This is a genomic window from Methanobacteriaceae archaeon (assembly GCA_029219465.1).
Classification (GTDB): domain Archaea; phylum Methanobacteriota; class Methanobacteria; order Methanobacteriales; family Methanobacteriaceae; genus Methanocatella.
In genome coordinates, this window is sequence record JAQXTL010000015.1 from 1 (window position 1) to 17,637 (window position 17,637).

Genomic DNA, 17,637 nt, shown 5'->3' on the forward strand with positions numbered 1-17,637 from the left:
AAAATCAATCACTCCACGATATAAAAGCTTCATTTATCACTTAAAAGATAAACGAGTTGAAAAAACAAGTAACAAAATTGAAAATGCATTTCAAAAAACAATGCCAAAATCAAGAAAACGAACATTCAAGACTAAACGAGGTGTTTTAAAACGAATCTATCGCAGGGATCTCATTTGGAATGACAATCGCAAAAAGGATTTTGAAAATCAACAAAGTTTTTGAAAGAGTCATATATTGCTTATTAAAACTTTTAAACATTTAATAGAAATTTGGAAATCATTTAAATTAAGTGATAAAACATTGATTTTTGAATAAACTTTTAATAATATTATCTAAAATTAGTTTTTTATTTAGTTAAAAAGTGAATAATTTATAAAATTTTCATAAAATTCTATTATTATGTCATTGTTTAATTTTCACAATCTTTATAATATATAAAGTAGATAATGTAGCATATATTAATTTAAATATGGGTATAGGGATTTGAATGGTGTATAAAGTAAAATATGATGAAAAAAATTACTCCGTAGTCATCACCAAAACTGGAAAAGAAGACTGGTTTACTCCCGGTAAGGTTCTTTATGATGTTAAGCCCTATGACGGTTTTCTAAAGGACATGTCTACAAATTTGGATATTGTAATTCCAGTTAATGATTTTAAAGATTATACACATATTTATTCAAATGTTTTCATTGAAGAGTTAGAGATTAGTATACCTAATAACATTATTGGTACTAGCTTTGGAGACAATTACCGTAAATTGAAGGATATCATATATCCTATTTTTGAACAAGTCTACAAAACCAAAACCAAAAAGAAACTACACTTTTATTTTGAAAATGGGGAAGGTCAGGTAAAATACATATTTTTAGATATAATTTATGCTGAAGAAAGTATTGTAATTGTTTATAATAATACAACTGATCCATTGCTTAATTCCCAGCAGCAAATTCATACATCTAAAGAATTCAATGAAGTTTCTTACAACTATATTAAAGATATCAATGGAAATTATTTCTATGATTCAAATATCTATGAGCTTGTTGAAAGAGAGTTCTGCCAAGATGACTTTAAAAGAGATATTATTTGCGATTTAGTCGTTCCTGAAGATAAAGAATTATATAACTCACTAATTACAGGAGATACTCAGTATAGTAATACAACTCATAATAATGTTTATATCCAAACTAAAAAAGGAACTAGAAAAAGTCTGGTTATTACTTCAAGTAAGTTATATGTTGGTAAAGAATTATCACAAGTTGCAGTTACAATAACTGATATTAGTAAAAATATTGAGAGAAAAAATAAACTTCTCATGAATAAACTGTTAACTATAATTGATAATAAATTAGGTGTTGGTACATACATTAAAGATAAAAAAACTGGTGCATATATTATTTCAAATGCACTTTATGACAAGTTACACCTTTCTAAACCAGAAGCACATAATTTAGATATGAATTATAAGAAATATCTTATTGATGAAGAAGATCATAAATATTTCGATGATTTTTACAATGGTAAAATCCAATGTTTAGAACGTGAAGTAAGATATAAATCTCCTAACTGTGATAAAAATCAACATTTATTTGTTTATTTAAACAGATATATTGAAGATGATAGTGATATATTCTTCATGGGTATTAAAGAGATTAGTCGTGAAATTAAAATTCAAAAGAATTTACTTTCACAAAACCATGAATTAATGTTCTTAACATCTGTAGTAAAAGATATCCAGGAATCCACTTCATTAGCTATTAGTTATATGGATTCTAAAGGTAAATTCCACTGGAGTGATGAAATTTATAGAATTATTGATCGCTATCCAAGACCAGAAGATGAAGATATTAATATTTTAGCACCATTGGTTTCTTATGATGATCAAATTAAAATGGAATCTATAATTTATAATTCAATTGATGATGAATTATTCCATAATGACTTCTTAATAACAACTGAAACAGGAAAAGAAAAGTATATAAGAACTACAGCACGTAAAATCTTTGATGATGAAGGTAATTTCCTTCGTTTAAGTATGTCTGCTCAAGACATTTCCAAACAAAAAGAATACGAAAAACAGTTAGTTAGAAATACTGAAGAGAAAAATGTTTTGGTCCAGGAAGTTCACCATCGTGTGAAAAATAATCTCCAGATTATTATGAGTTTCATCAACTTGGAGAAAAAGTTCCATAAAGGAAACTATGAGAAAATCCTTGATGTAACTGAAAGACGTATTGGTGCACTTGCTTTAATTCACGAACGTACATATAAAGACGAAAATATGAATTATATGAATGTTCCAGTATTCTTAGAAGATTTGGACAAACAATTATATGCTCGTTCAAGAAAAAGAGGATACAAATTTGTCACAAGTATTGATGAAGATTTAACATTCTCTATTAATACTGTTACTCCATTATCTTTAATTATTAATGAGTTAACTGCAAATACATTCAAATATGCTTTTGATGATGAGGATGAATCTTCTAAAATAATTTTTAAATCTTTAGAATTATTTGAAAAAGATGGTAAAAAATTCTGTAAATTTAAATACAAGGATAATGGTAGTGGATTGCCTGAAGGATTTGACTTAACAGAATACAAAGGATTAGGTTGGCAAATTATTACTTCCCTTGCAAGACAAATGGACGCAGAATATGAAATTATCGATGATAACGGCGTTGGAATGTCTTTAACATTCCCTGTCGTTTAAATTTTTTTTAAAATAAGATTATAATTTTTTTGCAACAGATTTTCCTAAATCTGTGCATTTATATAATCTGCCTTTTCTTACATCTTCATTAATACAGATAACTAAATTTTTCTTTTTTAAATCAGAAAGAGCAGATGAAACTTGACTTGTATTTACATTTATTTCTTTAGCAATTTGTGATGGCATTTTCAAATCATTGTTTATTGATTTTAATGTAGCTGTCCTATAAGCAGATACTTTAACAAAACCAAGAAGTTCATATATTTGAGTATTATCCATATTATTATTTTTTTAATTATTCTTTTTAATGTTTATATATTAGTTATATGGATTTATATTCGTTTAATAACAAGTTTTACATATTTATTAAACATTTTATAATAAAAAATAAAAAGAGAAATAGGTTATTTAAATAATATCCATAAACCTATTTTTAATTTCAACAGGAGTTAAATCAATGATTGGTGCTTTTGAGTTTCCGGATTCAGTATTATATACAATAAAACTAGCATCCTCGCTTTTAATAAACTCTTTTAAATTGATATCTTTAAAGTTATAGCTGTTTTTAAATCCTACACCTCTTGCAACATCAACTAAATCTAATTCCTGTGCATAAGTATCCTGATTTCCTGTTGAACCATAAGCACCATTGTCTATAACAATCCATGTTAAATTTCTAGGATTATTAGCAAATACAGTTACTAGAGAACCCATATTCATTAAAAGTGCACCGTCACCATCAATTACAACAATATCTCTGTTTGGCTGTGATAGGGCAAGACCTAAACCGATAGATGATGCAAGTCCCATTGATCCAATCATGTAGAAGTTTTCATTTCTGTCTTTAATGTCATATAATTCTCTTGATGGAAATCCAATGTTACAAACTACTAATTCATCGTCAATGTATTTCATTATATCTTCAATAGCTTCTCTTCTTGCCATATTATCACCAATATTTGATTTCAAGTAAAACACTTGTTGGTTTTCCACTTTCAACAGATAAGTTCCAAGCTTCTTTTACATTTTCATATGCTTGTTCAGGAATTTGCGGTTTGAAAAATGTATAATTCATTGCTTCTAAGATTAATGGAGTTGATTCTCCCATTGGAACTTGTCCACAGATGTTTTCTCCTTCAGTTCCTCTGTGACTCATTATCATTAATAATGGGAATTCATATAATTCAGTAAGGGATTTTAATGCATTAATTGAGTTTCCAAGACCTGAATTTTGCATTAAAATAGCTACTTTTTTACCTCCAAGATATGCCCCAGCACATATTCCAATTCCTTCTTCTTCACGGGTAACTGGAACGTGGGTTATATCAGGGTCTTCATCAATCATATTTAATAATTTTGATAGATTAACGCAGGGAACACTTACAATAAAATCGATTCCTGCATCTTTAAGTCCATTAAATATAGCTTCACTACTATCCATTATATCACTTAAATTCTTTTTTTATAAATATTTGTTAGATTTATTATAAAAAACTATTTAATTACTTGAAATTCTTTAATATTTGAATTTAATAAAATAAATTCCAAAAATCGAATAGTAACCTTTTTATTTAACTTGAAACTAAAATAGGATTATGTTTGATAAACTACCAATTTCTTCTAAAACAGAACAAATCTTAACTAAATCTTTAGATGAACAGATTTCTGTTGAAGAAGCAAATTACTTAATGAATCTTAAAGGATCTGATGTTTATCCTTTACTTGCCACTGCTGATTATTTAAGACAAGATATTGTTGGAGACAACATTACATTCATTAATAATTGTAATATCAACTTTACAAATATTTGTACTGTTAGATGTGGTTTTTGTGCATTTGGAAAGGATGAAGACGATCATGATGCATATATATTGGATGATGAAGCAATTTTAGAAAAAGCTCATGGTGCTGTTGAAAAAGGAGCACGTGAATTTTGTGTAATGGGAGGAGTACTTCCTGATGCTGATATTAGCTATTATGAACACTTGCTTACATTATTAAAAGATGAATATCCTGATGTGATGATTCATGGTTTTTCACCAACTATGATTAAGGATGCATGTGAAGTATCTAAAATGGACATTGCTGAAGGTTTTGAAATATTAAAAGATGCAGGTCTTGACACCCTTCCGGGAACAGCTGCTGAAATATTAACAGACCGTTCAAGAGAAATAATTTGTCCTGAGAAAGTTAGTGTTTCCGAGTGGATAGATATCGTTAAAACAGCTCATGAAGTTGGAATCAAAGGATCATCCACTATCATGTATGGGCACGTCGAAACTTTAGAAGAAAGAGTGCAACATATTGATATTATTAGAAAATTACAAGAAGAAACTCATGGTTTTACCGAGTTTATTCCAATGACTTTTATGCATGAATATTCTCCAATCTTTTTGGAAGGACAATCAAACCTTGGAGCTACTGGAATGCAGGATTTAAAATTATATGCAGTATCCAGATTAATGCTTAGAGATTTAATTCCAAATATTCAAGTATCCTGGGTAAAAATGGGTTTCAGATTTGCTCAAGTTTCCCTTATGGCTGGTGCTAACGATTTAGGTGGTACCTTAGGTGGAGACGAATTATCCGCTGCTTCAGGTGCTCCGGATGGAGTTGAAGCATCAATTGCAAGTTTAAGTAAAATTATTAAGGATTTAGGTAGAAATCCTCTTGAGAGAAACTCCGAATACTCTGAGTTTTATCCAGTTGATTAATTAGGTGTTTAAATGAATAAATTTATTGTCATAGATGGATTAGATGGGTCTGGAAAAGATACACAGGCGAATTTACTTGCTGATATGTATGAAAAGCAAGGATGTAATGTCGTTGTTCGCTCCCACCCATGTCCAGACAATAAATATGGTAGAAAATCAAAAGAAGCACTTTTAAAAACTGGAAAAATTAATCATTTACTTGCAACTATTTATTTTGGTCTTGATGCAGTCAGATCTGTTGTGAAATATTGTCGTGATGACAGTATTGACGTATTAATCTTTTCAAGATATATCTTAGCAGTTATGTATCTTCCAGATGGGATTAATACAATGGTCTATAAAATAGTGTCATTTATTCTTCCAACATCTGATTGTATGTTCTTTTTAGACGTTAGCCCAGAAGAATCACTTAGAAGAATTGGTTCTCGTAATGAAGAAACAGAAATGTTTGAAAATATAGAATGTTTACGCGAAAACCGTTTAAGATCACAAAAGTTTACCTACAACTGGAATGTTATTCCTGGTGATGATTCTGCGGAGGTAATTTCACAAAAAATAAAAATGAAATGTCTTGAAACAGACAATTTAATTAAATAACTTCTTTTATTCCTTCATTTGTTATAATCATTAATGAATTAAGGTTATCTAAAACAAGTGACACAATAGGATGAGTTTGAATATCCTTGTGCATAAATACTATCTCATTTTCAACAATATCAATCCAGTTAACGTGATATACAACAACACCGTTAACAATTAATCCTAAAAACTCAGGAACATACCTGTCAGGGTTTATTTCTTCAAAATATTTATTGTTTTTTAGTATTTCTCTTAAGACATTTTCCATATTATACACCTTTTCTTTCATAAACAAATTTTGGAACAGCTTTATCTAGTGGATCAAAACTTTCTCTATTTTTAACTTCCATACATTTCATACTTACCTTTGAGTGAAGTGATGAAGGAAGTCTTAGAATTCTTTTTAAATCAATTGATACTTTAGCATCAATAGTTGATAAGTTAACACGTGCCATTGCTCCAACCAGGTTTTTATATCTTCTAGGTCCAATATCTCTTTTAAAATAACCCCAGTTATCGTTATCCAAGTGATGTCTTGAAGCCATGATGTCTTTCATTAATTTAGGGTTTATTCCATCAATTTTTTCATTACCTACTAAATGTTGAATATTGAATTTTACTTTATCTGTAAATATCTTTGAATATCCAATTGGTATTGTGAAATGCTCAAAGTTAAAGCTTTTATTTGAAATTTCAGGGTTTACAAATTGAGATTTTGGAACTTCAGCACCAGCAACATACTTTAAGACTTCAGATCTAAGTTCACTATTAGCACTCATCATTTCTTCATCTAAAATCCTAATGTGATATCCTCTTCCAGAATAAATCAAATGTATGTTTTTTAAGCCTAAATCTGATTGCAATGTGTCTATTAATGAGTTAACTATCTCTAAAGCTTCACCAAGACAAACTTCACAAACTCCATTGCATTGACAAGACCTGATTGGAATATCTTTAGCATCTACATCAAAGATATACTCTGCTTTTAACCAATCTTCTCTTCTTTTTGGATTATTATAGAATGCTACTGAGATATATGATGCAAATGGAGCTTTAAATCTTAAGAATTTTCCTAAAGCTTCAGGTCCTCCAAATGTTTTATATCTGTCGTTTGGTCCTCTTCCGTTATGGTCAAAACCAAATTCTCTTTTTTTTAAATCAGTAGCTATGAATTCTGGTAAGTCTTTTACTGACCATTCTTCACGATAGTATTGTCTTCTTTCTTTAAGTGTCGCTTTAGAAAACATAATAATATGTTACTTTTTTAAAGTATTTATTTTATAGGTATGTGTGCATCTGCAAAGTAATGATTTAGCACACTTTTATTAATTAAGATATTTAAAAATAAATTCATGGACGATGTAGTTGAAGTAATCGGAATTGAACATTTAAAAGTAATTTTATCTGGTCTTTCTCCTGAAGAGATTATAATGCCTGCTTATGAAAACTGGCAAACTTGTATGAAAACAGGATATACCAGATTAAACCTTGAAACTGGTGAGATTTATGGTGTTGGAGTAGAATTAAATGATCTTCCACTACCATCTACAATATACATTGAGTTATACAAAATTGATGCATATGATGAGCCAATAAGCGAAGAAGAATTTTTCTCTCAAAGTGAATATGATAAGTTTTTAGAATTCAGTGCCAGTGAGCCTAGTGAATATATTCCAGATATTATATCTGAATTTTGCCAAATAAACGGAATTGATGAAGATAAACGTAAAATTGGAATATTAGCTTATAATTTTGAAAAAAAAGAAAGAAGTAATTATAATATGTGGGAATCATCTGTTTTAAACAAGTATTATGATGCAATTTATGAAGACCATAATCCATTTATGTTTTCACAAAATTCATTATAGTCTTATTCTTTTTGCTGCTTGTCTAATTGGAATTTTTTACGCCCATAACATGATAATGGGTTATTTATTCCTTTACAGGACTTGTCTGGATGACATAAGCTAGGTAAATGTATTTTAATTTTCTCACAGCTCATAGGAGTATACCATTTGGTTTCTCCTTCATGATTTATATCTACTCTATCATGCATTCCAAATCCTAATTTTGATATAATATTAATTTTTTCCTGAGGCTGGTCTTCAAATAACGGTGGTGTACAGTTATCTGCAGCATCAAAAATCAAAGGTAATATCTCATTTTCAGTAATAGTTAAGTCTGGATCCATATCAGATACTTTAACTGTTTCTTCTGAGGCAAATATTCTTGGATATAATCTTGCATAAGATGCAAAAGAAGTTAATAATAAAACAATAGCATCGTTACGCCCGCCTGAAGATACTCCTTCAACAGTTGCCTTAATACATGGTGGAAATGCATCTGGATTTAGTTTTCCAGCCTGAACTGTACCGTAAATACCACCACTGCCTGCATAATATTGGTTGTATTTACTAATTTCAGTTGGAATAAATTCTTTTAGTTCTTCACCTATTTTAATAATTGCTGGGTGAATTTCAACTCTTTTAGACATTTCCTTGATTCTTTTAATGTATTCTTCTGTTTTTTGCATAATTAATCTGGATAATATTTGTTCTTTAACGCTGTCTCCGATTAATATGTTATACATTCTCTCAGGGTTTCTGTCTGTGAATTTATCACTAAATCTGTTTAAAAAATCATCTTCCTGAAGTATAATTTCACCATTATCAATCAACAAATCAGTTAATTTTAGTTTTTTAGTTGCAACAATCTCTTTAAGTGATTTCCAGTGAATACTATTGTCAACCTTAACATCATCAAGCACTTCATCAATGATTTCAGCTCTTGACATTGGAGGTATTTTAGCAAGTCTTTCTAAAATAAGAGAACCCTGTGATTCAACAAATAGTCTTGTTTCACGTGAACCAAGGTTAAACTGAATAGCTATTGCCTGACAGAGAATATGAAATGTTACAACATCTTGTTTAAATAATTCTTCATTTGTTAAATATTCAAATTCTGCCTGTGTGAAGTTTTTATTGTTCTTTTTTTCAATAGCCCACTGTATACGTTTAAGGGCTAAATCATGAAAAGATTTAGGTATAATATTATAATCCGAAAGCCTTTGATTTGTGGTTCTGGTACAAATTTCAATTAAGGATTCATCTTCATCAAATATTTGATTTAAATCTCCATAATTGCGGATTATTCCTTTTCCTTCGTTTGATAATGGATTAATATAAGAAACTTCAGCCATAATTTTAATTTTTTATTTTATGTATTAAATAACTAACTCATATTCAAAAACAATATTGATTTTATTATGTTTTAATTATGGAATTTATCCTATTTTTTATTGTAAAAAAGCTAATTTTATTATATAGGAGTAACATAATTATTAAATGTTTAAATTTAAATAAAGGGGATTATATTAAATGTCAAAAATTTTTATTTCATGTGCACTTCCTTATGCAAATGGACCTTGTCATTTAGGTCATATCCGTTCTACATATTTACCGGCTGATATCTATGCAAGATACAATCGTATGGCTGGAAATGATGTATTAATGGTTTGTGCTACTGATGAGCATGGTACTCCAATTGCTGTTAAAGCAGATAAGGAAAATAAAAAACCTATTGAAATTTCTAAAAGATATCATGACATGATTGTTCGTGATGTGGAATCTATGAACATATCTCTTGATAACTTTTCAAGAACTACTGATGAAAAACATTATGAAATTGCTCAAAAATTCTTTAAAGATTTATATGATAAAGGATTTATTTACAGACAAGATTTAGAGCAATTATACTGTCCTGAATGTAAAAAATTCTTACCTGACAGATATGTTGAAGGTTTATGCCCTGTTTGTGGTGCAGAAGCTCGTGGAGATCACTGTGAAAAATGTGGAAGAGCTTTAGATCCAACAGAACTTGATGAACCACACTGTATTACCTGTGGAACCACTCCTGTTATTAAGGACACTTATCAATATGCATTTAAGTTATCTGAATTTGAAGATGAACTTAAAGACTACATTGACAATAATGAAAACCTTCCTGCAAATGTTAAAAACTATGCTTCAAACTGGCTTAAAGAAGGATTAAATGATTGGATTTTAACCAGAGATATGGATTGGGGTATTCCTGTACCTCTTGATGAAGCTAAAGGTAAAGTATTATATGTATGGATTGAAGCATTTTTAGGTTATATTTCATCTGCTTCTCAATGGTCTGAAAAGTCTGGTAAAAAATGGGAAGAATATTGGAGCGATTTTGTTGTTCACTTCATTGGAAAAGACATTATCTACCACCACTCAATCTTCTGGCCAGGTTTATTAAAAGCATATGGATGCAAATTACCTGATAAAATTTACGCTGGAGAATTTTTATCTCTTGAAGGAGAAAAAATGTCCACCAGTAAAAATTGGGTTATTTGGATTGACGATTTTGTAAAAGACTATGATCCTGATTTACTTAGATACTTCTTAACAATCAATGCACCTTTAAACAAGGATTCTGATTTCTCATGGGATGATTTCCAAAAAAGAAACAATGACGAATTGGCTGATGTAATTGGAAACTTCTTACACAGAACATTTACATTTACCCGTAAATTCTTCGATAACAAAATCCCAGAATATGCAAATCCTTCCAATGAAGATGAAGAATTTAGAAAAGCTATTGAAGAGTTACCACAAAACGCTGGTGAATACATATCTAATTTCGAATTCAGAGAAGGTTTACTTGAAATATTTAAAGTTGCTAAAAAAGGAAACAAATATTTCAACGATCAAGAACCTTGGAAAGCTGTTAAAGAAGACAAACAAAAAGCAGCAAACTGTTTATACTTATCAAATCAATTAGCTAAAATATTGGCTTTCACTTTAAAACCTTATTTACCAACCAAAGCTGATGACATAGCTAAAATATTAAATATTGATGATTTATCCAACTGGGACGATGCAGCAGTATTCCTCCCTACAGGATATGAAATCAATAAATCCAAACCTTTATTTAAAAAGATTGAAGACGATGAGATTGCTCTTCAAAAAGAAAAATTACAAGAAAACTTAAAAACTACTGAGGATGAAAATATGAGTGATTTAATTACTATTGACAAATTTGACGAAATTGAAATTAAAATTGGACAAATCAAAGAAGCTGAAAAAATTGAAAAATCCGACAAATTATTAAAATTACAAATCGATGTAGGAGAAGAAAAACCTAGACAAATCGTTTCAGGTCTTGCTAAAGTTTACAACCCAGAAGACTTAATTGATAAAAAAGTATGTGTAATCGTAAACTTAGAACCTGCTAAATTGTTCGGAACCTTATCTGAAGGTATGGTACTTGCAGCTGGAGATTCCTGTGCATTATTAACTCCTGATGAACAAGGTAAAGTCGGCGAAAGAATTCAATAAATATATTTTAGATTAAAATGCCTGAATCTGTCCTAGTAAACAAAGCGGAAAACTTCCTAAAAGAGATAGCAAACGATGCTATTAGTCTTGAGAATATCGAAGATTTCGATACTTTTAAAGACCTCTACTTTAAACTAGATGACAGATTAGACTTTTTACAAAACTTAAAAGATGATATGGATGCACAGGGTTACACAACCCCTTTTACATCCTTAAATAAATATGGTGCAAAATCAGTAGCTGACGTTGATGTTGAGGAGATGGGTGAAAATAGTCGCCACAACAAAATATTTAGAATGAAAGCAAATACTAAGAAAAACATTCTAGATAGAGTTAAATCAGCTATTGACTCACATAAAATTGCTATTGGAAACTTGGAGCAATTTGGATATGTAAAATGCAATTCATGTTATAAAAAATATTCAATGAGTGACTACAAACAAATGGACGGTAAATGTAGTTGTGGAAGTACTGGTTTTTCATTTAAAGTCCAAAAAGATGCTACTCATAGAATAGAAATAATCCCATACTTACCATTGTCCGGTAACTATATGGTTTTAAGAAACCAACTTTCTGCTTTTGGTCGTGAATCTCTTAAAAAAGTTTTAAATATCTTAAAACAGGAACGTAGGGGTGTTGTTAAAACAATAGCTTTAGTAATTCGTTTTAGAGATAAAAACAACAGATTGGTTAGAAAAAACATTACTCTTGATTCAGAATATGTAAATAACTATGAAGAAGAAGTAAGAAGATTATATGGAAATCGTGTGAGAATTGAAGCATTGAGATTCCATAGAACAAAACCTGCTATTATTGATGATAATCATGCAAGAACTGCTCTTGCTATTGGTTATGTAAGATATAGTGAAAAGATAATCCAAGAGATTGAAGACGACATATTAAAAAGAAAACTTACTGATTTTAAACGAATCAACAAATACGATGAAATCATTGCGGAATATGAAAATAAAAACCCTGATTTCATTGATGATTATGATTTGGATGCTATTGAGAAATGGAGAAAATCTCAAATTGAAGATAATTTCAAACGCCTAGGATTTTATGACAAATTTGGAAACATAAACAGATCCCTTAGTCGTGATTTGAAAAAAAGAGAAAGTGTCTATAAAAATATCTTTAGAAATATCGCTCCTACATTGATTATTTGGGATATATTCAGATATTACCTTACTACTTCAAACAATTCACGTAAGATTGATATTAGTCCATTCCCGTATATTAGGGTAGAATTAGACAGAGAACAAAGAAAAGTATTCCAGGCTACTAACAGAAAGGTAATTGAGACTTTAAATAACTTCACCAATATCAAAATTATTCCTGTTTGTGAAATGGACTTACTTTTGTATGATAAATTCAAATTTGAAAAAGAAATCAAAAGTTCCAATATTAAATTTAACAATGTTGCTTTAGGTGCTGCACTGATTCATGAAAACTCTGATATTGACCTTGAAAGTATCAGTAATGCGTTTAATATTAATGAATCCAAAATTAAAAAGGAAATAAAAAATATTGACAATATTAAAAATCCAAAAAGCGACAAATCCAAGAAATTTTTAGATTTAATTAAGAAATAGTGATTATATGGATGAAGATGTAACAACAATTCATATAACAAAAGCCTTAAGTTCTGCAATTATTGTGGATTTAATGGAAAAATATCCTAATTTAGAGACTATTACATGTTCTCCTAGTGTTTATAACAGAACTTCAGATACATATATTGATGCACTATCACAGCTTGATATTGAAGTTGTAAAAAAATATAACTGGGGAGCGGAATCTAAAACAAACGGTGAAGAGTTTAAGGTTTTAGAATTGTCAAATGAAGGATTTAAACCTAAACAAATAGCTGAAAAATTAGATTTAAAACTTAGTCGTGTTTATTATTTATTGAAAAAAGCTGATGCTAAATTTGATAATAGAAAAAGAAAACACAATCATGTAGAGATTAAAAACCTTAAAGATGATGGTTTATCTGCAAAAGAGATTTCTGAAAAATTAGATATTCCCTTAAGGACTGTCTATTATATTTTAAATAAAAAATAATTACTTTTTTTAATAATGAACATTAAATAGTTTATTATGATGATTTTACCACAAATTCCTTTATATGGGATAGCTTTAATCTGTGGATTACTATCTTTTTTTGTAACCAGATTAACTATGCCAAGGATGATTAGAAAGCTTGAAGCCGCGAATATTGTTGGGAAAGATATTCACAAATCCTGGAAACCTATTGTTGCGGAAATGGGTGGATTTGGTATTCTTTTCGGGTTTATTATAGGAATGTTTTCTGGAATATATATGCACGATATTCTAGCATTCAAATTAGTTATTGTTTTAGTAGTAATATTGATTGTTGGAATAATCGGTATTGCTGATGATTTACTTGCTCTATCTTCAAAAGAGAAGTTTATTTTACTTTTCCTTGCAGGTCTTCCATTGATTTGGGCAGCACCACCTAATGTGGGAATATTATACTTAATTACAATTCCTATTGCATTATCTATTGGTTCTAATTTAACCAATATGCTTGCTGGTTTAAATGGTATTGAATCAGGTTTAGGTATTATTTCAATGACTTCACTTACCATTGCATGTATTATTCTTGGAAAATACGATGTAACTATCATTTCCATGAGTATGCTTGGTGCATTAATCGCATTTTTATACTACAACAAATATCCTGCTAAGATTTTCCCAGGAGATACTGGTACATTAATTATTGGTGCAGCTATTGTTTGTATTGCGTTTATTGGACGTGTAAAGCTTATTGCATTTATTGTATTGATGCCAAATATCATTGATGCTGCTTTAAAATTCTATTCTGCAGGATTTATGAACCGTCAACAGCAAAAACCAACTCAATTAAACGAAGATGGTAAATTAGTAAGACCAGATGCTGGTTTTAAATCAATGATCAGGTTAATTTTAAGAAAACCTATTGCAGAAAAAGATGCTGTTAGAATAATCTGGGCTATTGGAGTAGTATTTGGAATTATTGGTATTCTTGTAGCATTAATAATGCCTGGTGCACTTGAAAACCAGACTTTAGTTAACTTCTTACAGATTAAAGAGATGTTTTATTATATTTAGGTGTTTAATATGATGAGACCATACACAATTTTAAATGCTGCTATGACTTTAGATGGTAAAATCGCAACAAAAACCGGAAGTTCTAATATTTCAGGAAAAAAAGATTTAGAAAGAGTTCATGAGCTTAGAAAAGAATGTGACGCAATTATGGTTGGAATTGGAACTGTACTTGCAGATGATCCAAGATTAACTGTTCACAAAATTGATGCAAATCCTGAAGATAATCCTGTTCGTATTGTAGTTGACAGCAAATGCAGAACACCTGAAGATGCTAGAATTACAAATTTTGATGCTAAAACAATTATAGCCTGTGCAAGAGAATTTAAAGAGGATTTTGAAGCATCTGATAAATATGAAACATTTAAAAAAAGAGGTGTTAAGTTTATTTATTCTGGAAGTGACAGGGTTGATTTAAAGCTTTTAATGAGTTATCTTCATGAGGAAGGTATTGATAAGTTAATGCTTGAAGGTGGATCAACTTTAAACTTTTCTATGATAAAAGCAGGTCTTATTGATGAAATAAGAATATGTGTTGCTCCAATGGTTGTTGGAGGCAGTGAATCTAAAACATTTTTTGATGGTGAAGGTTTTGATTTAATGGATGAAGCAGTTAAACTTGAATTAACTGATTCATACACTTTGGATAAGGATTTGATTTTAACTTACAAAGTTTTAAAATAAATCCATGAAACTTGCATTTTTACAAATACAATATTTACAAAGGGATTTTTTATCCTTGATATATTTCATTCGACCCTTGCAATAATAGGTGCCGTTTGAAATGTATACTTCTTCTTTTTTGTCTTCGCTGTATGGGTGAAGTGGTTTTTTAGCTATTAGTGCCAGGTAGAGTGTAATGTTTTTGGTGAATCGTTGCTGTTCGTCTTCACCTCCACAATACTTATCAAAATAAAAGTCAATATCTTGATTGATACTTTTAATTATTTTATCATCCACTTCAAAATCATCAAATATAACTGTCCCATATATATCATCGTATACATTTGAGTTATATTTGGCAAGTTTCTTAGTTAATGGGTCTTGATATCTATCATCAGTTACTTTATTTTTTAAATAATCAATAGGATAACTTTTCAAATCCTTTCTAATAATATCTAAAAGTTTGGATGCTTTCATAAAATCCCTTTACTTTTAAGTAACTCACGAGGATTATCAACAATAGCTTTCATTGCTTCATCATGGCTTAATCCTGCACCTAATGCAACTTCATATGATTTATCAAAAGTGATAATGTCTCCAGGTGCGTGAGTGTCTGTATCAACAAGTAATTTATTTCCAACTTCACGTGCAATATTTGCAACATGACCGTTTCCAAGACAGTGTCCTTTACGAGCTGAAATTTCAAGATAAATATCATTTTTTAAAGCAATTTCTGCTTCTTCTTTGGTAATTAAACCAGGATGTCCTATAATATCAACATATTTTGACTCAACAGCAGCACGGTTGGTTCCAGGAGTAACAGGTTCGTTTAATGTCTCACCGTGAACAACAACAATTTTTGCACCTAACTGTTTAGCTCTTTTTGCAATTCCATCAATTGATTCTACAGGAGCGTGGGTAACTTCAGCACCTAAAACAACAGTAATATCCCAGTTAGCATTAATATCATCAATAGCATCCTGAATTGAAGGAATATTATCAACATTATACCAGTCAACATGATCAGTAATAGCTATTACTTCATGATTTAATTTTAAAGCTCTTCTTGCAAGTTCTGAAGGTAATAATTCCCCGTCACTAAATAAACTATGCATATGTAAATCAATTCTTTTATTCAAAATTAGACCTCATTTTAATTAATATGATAATATTTTATATAATACATACAATATAAATTTATATAACTATATAGGAGGTTATTAAAATGAAAGCAAAAGCATTTAAAATTGCAGATGGAGTATATTGGGTTGGAGTAATCCACTGGAACAGCAGAACTTTCCACGGTTACGGAATTCCTGGAACTTCATACAACGCATATTTAGTATTTGGTGAAGAAAAAACTGTTTTAATCGATAACGTTTACAAAGGAATGTTTGAACAATTCGATGCAAGAGTAAAAGATGCATTCGAACAAGAAGGTAAAGAGTTCAAAATTGATGTTTTCGTACAAAACCACTCAGAAATGGACCACTCAACATTCTTAAGAGAAACTATTGAAAAATACAATCCTGATGCTGAAATATATGCATCACAAAACTGTATTAACTTCTTAGAAGCACAATACCACAACTTCTCTGATTTAGAACTCACTCCTGTTGCAACTGGAGATGAATTAGATATTGGTGGTAGAACCTTAAAATTCGTATCTGCACCAATGCTTCACTGGCCTGACAGCATGTTCACTTTCCTTGCAGAAGACGGAATTTTATTCTCAAACGATGCATTTGGTCAACACCTTGCTTGTTCAAAAAGATATGACACTGATTACTCACTTGACCACATTATAAGAGAAGCACAAAAATACTACGCTAATCTTGTAACTTTAGGTTCCCCAATGCTTAGAATGAAACTTGAGGAATTAACAAACAGCGGTGTTTTAGAACAAGTTAAAATGATTGCACCATGTCACGGTCAAATCTGGACTAACCCAGCACCTATTGTAGAAAAATACTCTGAATGGGGATCAGGTGTATGTAAAGACAAAATCACTGTTATCTACGACACTATGCACCACTCAACCGAAAAACTCGCATTCCAAATTGCAGAAGGTATTATGAGTGAAGGTGTAGAAGTTGCAATGTACTTTATGCAAGAAGACGGTCCTGATGATGTAATTACCGACATTTTAGACTCAAAAGCTATTGCACTTGGTGCACCTACAATGATGAACAAACCGTTCCCAAGAATCGGAAACATGATGTACTGGTTAGATTGTGTTAACTTCAAAGGAACCGGAAGTGAAAAAGATGCTTTAATCTTCTCATCCAAAGGATGGGGTGGAGGAGCAGTAGCTAAACTCCAAAAAGATTTAGAAGAAGCTGGATTTAACGTAACTGACACTATGGACGTATTATTTGTACCTGATGAAGATGTGCTTGCAGAAGCATTCGAAAAAGGTGCACAACTTGCACGTTCCATCAAAGAATAATTTCTAATTATTCTTACTTTTTTTCTTTTTTTATAAGG

The 17,637-nt window shown here is 30.2% G+C and carries 19 protein-coding genes; 11 read left to right on the forward strand and 8 right to left on the reverse strand.

The genetic code is table 11. The features are described from left to right. The coding region (locus tag PUD86_07285; protein MDD6777081.1) for a transposase family protein at nt 1–223 on the forward strand (223 nt) is incomplete at its 5' end. Nucleotides 224–488: 265 nt separating this feature from the next. Next, the gene (locus tag PUD86_07290) at nt 489–2,714 is read left to right on the forward strand and encodes a sensor histidine kinase (GenBank protein MDD6777082.1); all 2,226 of its coding nucleotides are present in this window, start codon (nt 489–491) and stop codon (nt 2,712–2,714) included. Nucleotides 2,715–2,732: 18 nt separating this feature from the next. Here the strand turns inward: PUD86_07290 and PUD86_07295 are convergent, their stop codons facing one another. From PUD86_07295 to comD, 3 genes are all read right to left on the reverse strand, one after another. Next, a complete protein-coding gene (locus PUD86_07295; protein ID MDD6777083.1) occupies nt 2,733–2,993 on the reverse strand; it encodes a MarR family transcriptional regulator in 261 nt (86 codons plus the stop codon). 129 nt (nt 2,994–3,122) lie between these two features. Continuing rightward, on the reverse strand, nt 3,123–3,659 hold the full coding sequence (gene comE, locus PUD86_07300) for a sulfopyruvate decarboxylase subunit beta (protein ID MDD6777084.1): 537 nt from the start codon (nt 3,657–3,659) through the stop codon (nt 3,123–3,125). Between the two features lie 4 nt (nt 3,660–3,663). Next, nucleotides 3,664–4,155, reverse strand: a complete 492-nt coding sequence (comD, locus tag PUD86_07305) for a sulfopyruvate decarboxylase subunit alpha (GenBank protein MDD6777085.1) — start codon at nt 4,153–4,155, stop codon at nt 3,664–3,666. 154 nt (nt 4,156–4,309) lie between these two features. Here comD and cofH point away from each other — a divergent pair, with 154 nt between their 5' ends. Both cofH and PUD86_07315 read left to right on the forward strand, forming a co-directional pair. Next, nucleotides 4,310–5,428 (forward strand): 5-amino-6-(D-ribitylamino)uracil--L-tyrosine 4-hydroxyphenyl transferase CofH, encoded by a 1,119-nt coding sequence (gene cofH, locus PUD86_07310; GenBank protein MDD6777086.1) that lies wholly within the window; start codon nt 4,310–4,312, stop codon nt 5,426–5,428. A 12-nt stretch (nt 5,429–5,440) separates the two neighbouring features. Then, nucleotides 5,441–6,025: a thymidylate kinase gene (locus PUD86_07315; GenBank protein MDD6777087.1), complete on the forward strand. Its 585-nt coding sequence runs from the start codon at nt 5,441–5,443 to the stop codon at nt 6,023–6,025. Here PUD86_07315 and PUD86_07320 read toward each other — a convergent pair. Continuing rightward, nucleotides 6,018–6,275, reverse strand: coding sequence for a hypothetical protein (locus PUD86_07320; protein ID MDD6777088.1), 258 nt, complete (start codon nt 6,273–6,275; stop codon nt 6,018–6,020). The genes PUD86_07315 and PUD86_07320 overlap by 8 nt on opposite strands. Nucleotide 6,276: 1 nt before the next feature. Next, complete coding sequence (gene priS / locus PUD86_07325) at nt 6,277–7,254, reverse strand: DNA primase catalytic subunit PriS (protein ID MDD6777089.1); 978 nt, start codon at nt 7,252–7,254, stop codon at nt 6,277–6,279. 105 nt (nt 7,255–7,359) lie between these two features. Between priS and PUD86_07330 the strand changes: the two genes are divergently transcribed. Further along, a complete protein-coding gene (locus PUD86_07330; protein MDD6777090.1) occupies nt 7,360–7,875 on the forward strand; it encodes a hypothetical protein in 516 nt (171 codons plus the stop codon). Nucleotides 7,876–7,877: 2 nt separating this feature from the next. On the opposite strand, the gene priL is transcribed toward PUD86_07330, so the two are convergent. Then, nucleotides 7,878–9,206 (reverse strand): DNA primase large subunit PriL, encoded by a 1,329-nt coding sequence (gene priL / locus PUD86_07335; GenBank protein MDD6777091.1) that lies wholly within the window; start codon nt 9,204–9,206, stop codon nt 7,878–7,880. Between the two features lie 178 nt (nt 9,207–9,384). On the opposite strand from priL, the gene metG reads away from it, so the two are divergent. Genes metG through PUD86_07360 form a run of 5 tightly spaced genes read left to right on the forward strand, consistent with a single transcriptional unit; the run spans nt 9,385 to nt 15,171 of the window. Further along, nucleotides 9,385–11,373 (forward strand): methionine--tRNA ligase, encoded by a 1,989-nt coding sequence (gene metG, locus PUD86_07340; protein MDD6777092.1) that lies wholly within the window; start codon nt 9,385–9,387, stop codon nt 11,371–11,373. A 17-nt stretch (nt 11,374–11,390) separates the two neighbouring features. Continuing rightward, the gene (locus tag PUD86_07345) at nt 11,391–12,968 is read left to right on the forward strand and encodes a DUF530 domain-containing protein (GenBank protein ID MDD6777093.1); all 1,578 of its coding nucleotides are present in this window, start codon (nt 11,391–11,393) and stop codon (nt 12,966–12,968) included. A 7-nt stretch (nt 12,969–12,975) separates the two neighbouring features. Next, on the forward strand, nt 12,976–13,440 hold the full coding sequence (locus PUD86_07350; protein ID MDD6777094.1) for a hypothetical protein: 465 nt from the start codon (nt 12,976–12,978) through the stop codon (nt 13,438–13,440). 36 nt (nt 13,441–13,476) lie between these two features. Next, complete coding sequence (locus PUD86_07355) at nt 13,477–14,490, forward strand: multidrug transporter (GenBank protein MDD6777095.1); 1,014 nt, start codon at nt 13,477–13,479, stop codon at nt 14,488–14,490. 12 nt (nt 14,491–14,502) lie between these two features. Further along, complete coding sequence (locus PUD86_07360; protein ID MDD6777096.1) at nt 14,503–15,171, forward strand: 2,5-diamino-6-(ribosylamino)-4(3H)-pyrimidinone 5'-phosphate reductase; 669 nt, start codon at nt 14,503–14,505, stop codon at nt 15,169–15,171. Here the strand turns inward: PUD86_07360 and PUD86_07365 are convergent. Then, nucleotides 15,163–15,627, reverse strand: a complete 465-nt coding sequence (locus PUD86_07365; GenBank protein ID MDD6777097.1) for a DUF2115 family protein — start codon at nt 15,625–15,627, stop codon at nt 15,163–15,165. The genes PUD86_07360 and PUD86_07365 overlap by 9 nt on opposite strands. Continuing rightward, nucleotides 15,624–16,289, reverse strand: coding sequence for a histidinol phosphate phosphatase domain-containing protein (locus tag PUD86_07370; GenBank protein MDD6777098.1), 666 nt, complete (start codon nt 16,287–16,289; stop codon nt 15,624–15,626). Before PUD86_07370 ends, PUD86_07365 begins: the two co-directional genes overlap by 4 nt. A gap of 86 nt (nt 16,290–16,375) precedes the next feature. Between PUD86_07370 and PUD86_07375 the strand changes: the two genes are divergently transcribed. Continuing rightward, complete coding sequence (locus PUD86_07375) at nt 16,376–17,599, forward strand: FprA family A-type flavoprotein (GenBank protein MDD6777099.1); 1,224 nt, start codon at nt 16,376–16,378, stop codon at nt 17,597–17,599. The last annotated feature ends 38 nt before the right edge of the window (nt 17,600–17,637 follow it).

Excerpts from the sequence above, each read along its gene's own strand:
- PUD86_07355 (MDD6777095.1), top strand. The coding sequence starts at position 13,477 with ATGATGATTTTACCACAAATTCCTTTATATGGGATAGCTTTAATCTGT.
- PUD86_07350 (MDD6777094.1), top strand. The coding sequence starts at position 12,976 with ATGGATGAAGATGTAACAACAATTCATATAACAAAAGCCTTAAGTTCT.
- priS (MDD6777089.1), bottom strand. The coding sequence starts at position 7,254 with ATGTTTTCTAAAGCGACACTTAAAGAAAGAAGACAATACTATCGTGAA.
- comE (MDD6777084.1), bottom strand. The coding sequence starts at position 3,659 with ATGGCAAGAAGAGAAGCTATTGAAGATATAATGAAATACATTGACGAT.
- PUD86_07295 (MDD6777083.1), bottom strand. The coding sequence starts at position 2,993 with ATGGATAATACTCAAATATATGAACTTCTTGGTTTTGTTAAAGTATCT.
- PUD86_07360 (MDD6777096.1), top strand. The coding sequence starts at position 14,503 with ATGAGACCATACACAATTTTAAATGCTGCTATGACTTTAGATGGTAAA.
- PUD86_07365 (MDD6777097.1), bottom strand. The coding sequence starts at position 15,627 with ATGAAAGCATCCAAACTTTTAGATATTATTAGAAAGGATTTGAAAAGT.
- PUD86_07315 (MDD6777087.1), top strand. The coding sequence starts at position 5,441 with ATGAATAAATTTATTGTCATAGATGGATTAGATGGGTCTGGAAAAGAT.
- PUD86_07375 (MDD6777099.1), top strand. The coding sequence starts at position 16,376 with ATGAAAGCAAAAGCATTTAAAATTGCAGATGGAGTATATTGGGTTGGA.
- PUD86_07290 (MDD6777082.1), top strand. The coding sequence starts at position 489 with ATGGTGTATAAAGTAAAATATGATGAAAAAAATTACTCCGTAGTCATC.
- priL (MDD6777091.1), bottom strand. The coding sequence starts at position 9,206 with ATGGCTGAAGTTTCTTATATTAATCCATTATCAAACGAAGGAAAAGGA.
- PUD86_07320 (MDD6777088.1), bottom strand. The coding sequence starts at position 6,275 with ATGGAAAATGTCTTAAGAGAAATACTAAAAAACAATAAATATTTTGAA.
- comD (MDD6777085.1), bottom strand. The coding sequence starts at position 4,155 with ATGGATAGTAGTGAAGCTATATTTAATGGACTTAAAGATGCAGGAATC.
- cofH (MDD6777086.1), top strand. The coding sequence starts at position 4,310 with ATGTTTGATAAACTACCAATTTCTTCTAAAACAGAACAAATCTTAACT.
- PUD86_07330 (MDD6777090.1), top strand. The coding sequence starts at position 7,360 with ATGGACGATGTAGTTGAAGTAATCGGAATTGAACATTTAAAAGTAATT.
- metG (MDD6777092.1), top strand. The coding sequence starts at position 9,385 with ATGTCAAAAATTTTTATTTCATGTGCACTTCCTTATGCAAATGGACCT.
- PUD86_07345 (MDD6777093.1), top strand. The coding sequence starts at position 11,391 with ATGCCTGAATCTGTCCTAGTAAACAAAGCGGAAAACTTCCTAAAAGAG.